A 445-nucleotide genomic window follows, 5' to 3' on the forward strand; every position below is an offset into this window, starting at 1 on the left:
GGAGGTCGACGAGATGCGCCGCAGCGTCAAGTCATACGACAGCACGGGCCATGTGATGCTCTGCGACTCGTTCTCCAAAACCCTGGCGCCAGGCCTGCGCCTGGGCTGGCTGGAGGGCGGCCGCTGGGCCGAGCGGCTGCGCGCAATCAAGGGCTTGCAGGTGGGCGGGCAGTCGGCGGTGCTGGAGCTGGCCCTGGCCGACCTCATCTCCCAGGCCGGCCATGCGGCTGCGATGCGGCAATTGCGCGCCGCCGCGGCCGCGCGGGTGAGCACGGCGCGCCACAGCATCGCCACGCATTTCCCGCAAGGCACGCGCGTCAGCGATCCGCCCGGCGGCCTGCTGCTCTGGCTGGAACTGCCGCGCGCGCTCGACACGGTGCAACTGCACCAAGCCTGCCTCGCCGAGCGCATTCTGATCGCACCGGGCAGCGTGTTCAGCGCCAGC

General features: G+C 71.5%; 1 pseudogene. It reads left to right on the forward strand.

Annotated elements, in window-relative coordinates:
* Positions 1-445, forward strand: a pseudogene (locus VTU_RS26140) (aminotransferase-like domain-containing protein); the annotation flags it as partial.

This window comes from Verminephrobacter aporrectodeae subsp. tuberculatae At4 (assembly GCF_000193225.1).
GTDB classification, from domain to species: domain Bacteria; phylum Pseudomonadota; class Gammaproteobacteria; order Burkholderiales; family Burkholderiaceae_C; genus Acidovorax; species Acidovorax aporrectodeae.